The sequence below is a fragment of the Oleiphilus sp. HI0066 genome, assembly GCF_001635725.1.
In genome coordinates this window covers 1-859 of sequence record NZ_LWFH01001655.1, presented here as the reverse complement: position 1 = coordinate 859, position 859 = coordinate 1, and the positions used below count along the sequence as shown (strand labels likewise).

General features: G+C 43.7%; 1 protein-coding gene. It reads left to right on the top strand.

What is annotated here, in order from left to right; all coding sequences use genetic code 11:
* Positions 1 to 859: adenosylhomocysteinase (locus tag A3738_RS25775; RefSeq protein ID WP_197474046.1), on the top strand; the 859-nt coding region annotated here is incomplete at both ends.

Below are 859 nucleotides of genomic sequence, written 5' to 3'. Positions count from 1 at the left end.
GACGCAAACATGATCCTTGACGATGGTGGTGATCTAACTGAAATGGCTCACTCAAAATACCCTGACCTATTGAATGACATTCACGGTATTTCTGAAGAAACCACTACAGGCGTTCACCGTCTTCTAGAAATGCTGGAAGAAGGTACACTTAAAGTACCTGCTATCAACGTAAATGATGCTGTAACAAAGTCTAAGAACGACAACAAGTATGGTTGCCGTCACTCGTTGAATGATGCGATAAAGCGCGGTACTGACCACCTTCTTTCTGGTAAGAAAGCACTTGTTATTGGGTACGGCGACGTAGGTAAAGGCTCAGCACAATCACTAAGCCAAGAAGGCATGATTGTAAAAGTGACTGAAGTTGATCCTATCTGTGCAATGCAAGCATGCATGGATGGTTTCGAAGTTGTTTCTCCGTTCATCGATGGTGTGAACACTGGAACACTAGACGGCATCAATAAAGAATTACTTGCAAAGACTGACCTCATCGTTACGACCACAGGTAACACGAACGTATGTGATGCAAACATGCTTCAAGCACTTAAGTCTGGTGCGGTTGTATGTAACATCGGTCACTTCGACAATGAAATCGATACAGCTTACATGCGTGAGAACTGGGAATGGGATGAAGTAAAACCACAAGTTCATAAGGTATACCGCAATAAAGCTGAGAATGATCATTTGATCTTGTTAGCAGAAGGCCGTCTGGTTAACCTAGGCAACGCAACGGGTCACCCTAGCCGTATCATGGATGGTTCTTTCGCGAACCAAGTCTTGGCACAAATCTATCTTTGGGAAGCTAAGTTTGCAGACCTTCCAGAAGCTGAGAAAGCACAAAACGTTTACGTTAAAGTACTTC